The organism is Cyanobacteriota bacterium, from assembly GCA_025054735.1.
Lineage (GTDB): Bacteria > Cyanobacteriota > Cyanobacteriia > SKYG9 > SKYG9 > SKYG9.
The window spans coordinates 1-3,920 of sequence record JANWZG010000377.1 but is presented as its reverse complement, the minus strand read 5'-3'; the positions used below and the strand labels follow the sequence as shown (position 1 = coordinate 3,920).

General features: G+C 49.8%; 5 protein-coding genes. 2 read left to right on the top strand and 3 right to left on the bottom strand.

Annotation, left to right across the window (positions count from 1 at the left end; genetic code table 11):
- From NZ772_15300 to NZ772_15290, 3 genes are all read right to left on the bottom strand, one after another.
- Positions 1–482: hypothetical protein (locus NZ772_15300; GenBank protein ID MCS6814921.1), on the bottom strand; the 482-nt coding region annotated here is incomplete at its 3' end.
- Positions 483–842: 360 nt separating this feature from the next.
- Positions 843–1,694 carry a metal ABC transporter permease gene (locus tag NZ772_15295; protein MCS6814920.1) on the bottom strand — a complete coding sequence of 284 codons (852 nt, stop codon included), beginning with the start codon at positions 1,692–1,694 and terminating at the stop codon, positions 843–845.
- A gap of 21 nt (positions 1,695–1,715) precedes the next feature.
- Positions 1,716–2,453: a metal ABC transporter ATP-binding protein gene (locus NZ772_15290; GenBank protein MCS6814919.1), complete on the bottom strand. Its 738-nt coding sequence runs from the start codon at positions 2,451–2,453 to the stop codon at positions 1,716–1,718.
- 73 nt (positions 2,454–2,526) lie between these two features.
- On the opposite strand from NZ772_15290, the gene NZ772_15285 reads away from it, so the two are divergent.
- Positions 2,527–3,495, top strand: a complete 969-nt coding sequence (locus tag NZ772_15285) for a zinc ABC transporter substrate-binding protein (GenBank protein ID MCS6814918.1) — start codon at positions 2,527–2,529, stop codon at positions 3,493–3,495.
- 89 nt (positions 3,496–3,584) lie between these two features.
- Positions 3,585–3,920: UDP-3-O-(3-hydroxymyristoyl)glucosamine N-acyltransferase (locus tag NZ772_15280; GenBank protein MCS6814917.1), on the top strand; the 336-nt coding region annotated here is incomplete at its 3' end.

Genomic DNA, 3,920 nt, shown 5'->3' with positions numbered 1-3,920 from the left:
CGCAGCGTCCTCAGGGTAGCATCTAGGGAACTTAACAGATGATGTACTCGCTCACTAAAACTATCACTTAGCCCGTTAGTCGCAACAATTTCTGAGGGCAGAGCACTCCGCCCGCTAGACGTTGCAACATCACGGGGTTGTTCTTGTGCCCACTGCTCCATCCGCTGCAAGATAGCACCTTCTAAGTGGGCAGCTAGGGCTTCAGCTAATCGTTTTGCCCAGAGCTGTTGCTGAGCGATTTGCCGCTGAGACAGAGCTTCTAACTGTTGGGTTTGGAGTTGTTGTTGATGGGCGCGGAGGCGATCGACATCTGCCTGTAACCGAGCTTTTTCTGCCTGAAGCCTAGCTACATCCTGCGCTAACTGGACAATCAAACTCTGCTGCAAGACCTTGAGATCTTGCGTTACTGATCGCAGGGCCGCATTGGCTGCCTGGACATTAGTTGCATCAGAGTTCCCTGATTGATTGCCCTGTGCTTTCATAAGATTTACTACCCTTTATTCGTAATTGCAGTGTACCGCTACCTCTCAAGAATGGCGCGGAATTATTCCAACCTGTAGCGACTGATAGTGATTTTAGGAACTCCGTGGGCGAACACACTGTGAAGTGTAGAATTGTGCACGTCTCCCCTTAGCTTAGACTCTAAACCCCTGAACTGCTAGCACGTTGCGAACGCCGCTAGTTTCTAAACGCACCAACAGTCTCCATTGATTCTCTATTGAATTGTACTGTCTAAGGTGATTTCTAGAGAGGCATTGTATTGCCTAAGGTGGTTTCTGGAGAAGGCTAGTGCTATCCACAGTCCATGTCAGGGCTAATTAATCCCCAAGTTTGCTGTGCTTTTACTCTTCAGGTTGAGCTTGGGGATTGGTTAAGACTCCACAGGTAGGGCTAAACAGAAATGCCAACATAAACAGACTAGATACCACAAGGACGATCGCAGGGCCAGAGGGCAAGTTGTAATAGTAACTGAGGTACATACCACTAAGGCTGCTAGCGATGCCGATCGCTGCCCCGACAATCATAACTTGGTGTAGACGCGGCACTAGCAGATAGGCCGTAGCACAGGGAGTAATCAGCAGCGCTAACACCAAAATCACTCCTACGGCTTTCATGCTGGCCACCACCGTCAGGGCAATTAGCACCATTAGGCCTGATTGCAACCAAGTCACTGGTAAGCCGCTTGCCTTTGCCCCTAGGGGATCAAAACTGTAAAACAGCAGTTCCTTATAGAACAGGACAACGCAGGCGATGATTACACCAGCAATGACAGCAGTATCCCGCACCTCACTGCCCGTTACCCCTAAAATGTTGCCAAATAGAAAGTGGTTCAAGTCAATCTTGTTATCTTTTTGCACGATCGTGATCAGGGTAATTCCTAGGGCAAAAAAGGCTGAGAACACAATCCCCATGGCAGCATCTTCCTTGATAGGCGATCGGGTGTGAATCCAAGCAATAATCACTGTGCTGAGCACACCTGCCACAAACGCCCCCACAAACAGATTGATCCCCACCACAAAGGCAATGGCTAAACCAGGCAACAGGGAGTGGCTGATGGCATCTCCTAACAGTGCCAATCGTTGCACCATCAGGTAACTACCAATCACAGCACAAATCACTCCAATTGTTACAGCCATGACCAACGATCGCTGCATAAAGGCATATTGCAGAGGATCCAACAACAAGTTCCACATAATCAATTTTGAAGAGTGACGCTAGGCAGCCGAAAAGAAGGCCACTTGACCGCCGTAGGCACGGGTCATATGCTCTGGAGTCAACACCTGCTGTCGAGAACCAAAGGCGATGAGGTCTTGATTTAATAGCAACAACTGTTCAAAGTGGGTGATTGACTCCCCTAAATCATGGTTGACTACTAGGACAGTTTTGCCCGCGGCGGCTAACTCAGCAAAAATTTGGAAGAGGATATCTTCTGTAGCCTGATCTACCCCTACAAAGGGTTCATCGAGGAAGAGCAAATCAGCTTCTTGTGCTAGCGCCCGTGCCAAAAACACTCGCTGTTGCTGACCACCAGAGAGGTTACCCAAGCGACGATCGCGATACTTATCCATGCCCACACGCTCTAGGGCCGCCATGGCAACCTGCTTGCTAACCGCAGACACCCGTTGAAACCAGCCCGACTTCAGCACACGCCCCATTAGCACCACATCCCAAACCGTGGCTGGAAACGTCCAGTCAATCTGCGATCGTTGGGGGACGTAGGCTACACGGTCAAGCTGTGTCGTTAGAGGACGATCGTTGTAGCGCACAACCCCTGCCAGGGTAGGAATTAGACCCACCATAGCCTTTAACAGGGTACTTTTACCCGCACCATTAGGGCCAACAATACCAACTAAGTGCCCAGCCTCTAGGGAAAAACTCACATTCCGCAAGGCTTGCACCTGTCGATAATGCACCGTTAACCGATCAACAACGATCGTGCCAGTATTCATCATCAACGCCTTAAAAATGAAATGATCATGAAATTCATAGTAGCGTAAAAAATGAATAAATTATGAAATCAAGATCATGACTACTCACCCACCTCAACGATGGACGCATCATCTCCTATCTAGTGCGGTCATGCTGTGCAGCTTGTGGATAGGGAGCTGTCAGCCCAACGCTACAACCCAGAGTCCGGCTATGAATAGGGATGGCAAGCCTGATGTAGTGACAACTAGCACAATAATTACGGACTGGACGCAGCAAATTGCAGGTGATAGGGCTACAGTAATTGGGATCCTGAAACCAGGTGATGATCCCCACATTTATGAACCGGTACCTGCTGATAGTAGATCGTTGGAAGAGGCAGAGCTAATTCTTTACAACGGCTATAATCTAGAGCCGAACATCATTAAACTGATCAATGCGGCTGGGATCTCGGCTCACAAGGTAGCTGTGGGTGAGGTAATTGCCCCCCTGCAACTGAACGATCGTCAACGGGGTGTTGTCCCCGATCCCCATGTGTGGGGTAGTGCTAAGAACGCGATCGTTATGGTGGCACTCATTCGGGATGAATTGATACGCCTTTCCCCAAGTGATAAGACTACGTTCTCTCACAATGCAGAGGTATTGATACGTGAGCTAGAGCGACTACATCAATGGATCCCGCAGCAAATTCAGACGATCCCCACTCAGCAACGGCAATTAGTTACCACCCATGATGCCTTTCAGTACTATGCCAACACCTATGGGTTGAAAGTAGCAGGAACATTAATCGGCATCAGTACAGAGGAGCAACCTAGTGCTCAAACAGTGCAGCAATTGGCAGAGTCAATTCGCCAACTGGGGGTGCCAACTATTTTTGCCGAAACCACCATCAATCCTCGGCTAATTACAACGGTCGCAGAAGCAGCCCAAGTAAAGCTAGCAACACCACCACTGTATTCTGACTCAATCGGTGCTCCTGGCAGCCCTGGTGATACATATATCAACATGAGGGTGGTCAATACCCGCACGATCGTCAAAAATCTAGGTGGCCAAGTTACCCCTTTTTAGCCGTATCAGGCTGGTTGTCTTTGAAAGGATCGTTGAGATGGCAATCTGGTATAGAGTGATGGGTGACCACTCTATCACCACGACATGTTATGCGGTTTACAGACCTGGTGCAAAAACTTGGAGCAACGGCGAGCAGTCTGACAGTTTTGCCCGATGTCCAGCCAGAGATTACGGGCACTTCACCCATTCATCAAGCCCAGCCCGCTACCCTCAGCTATGTGGAAAGCACGAAGTATGCCCCAGCAATTGACCATACTGTCGCTAGTGCTTTGGTTTTGCCCATGGATGAGGCAATTCAGCAGCGAGCAACAGCACGGGGCCTAGCTTGGTTGGCTACACCTCAGCCCCGCCTCACCTTTGCCCAGGCGATCGCCCTATTTTATCAGCCCTTTCGTCAGCCCCCCGGCATTCACCCCACGGCTGTC

Coding starts and splice junctions, on each gene's coding strand:
- NZ772_15295 (MCS6814920.1), bottom strand. CDS start 1,694: ATGTGGAACTTGTTGTTGGATCCTCTGCAATATGCCTTTATGCAGCGA.
- NZ772_15290 (MCS6814919.1), bottom strand. CDS start 2,453: ATGATGAATACTGGCACGATCGTTGTTGATCGGTTAACGGTGCATTAT.
- NZ772_15285 (MCS6814918.1), top strand. CDS start 2,527: ATGACTACTCACCCACCTCAACGATGGACGCATCATCTCCTATCTAGT.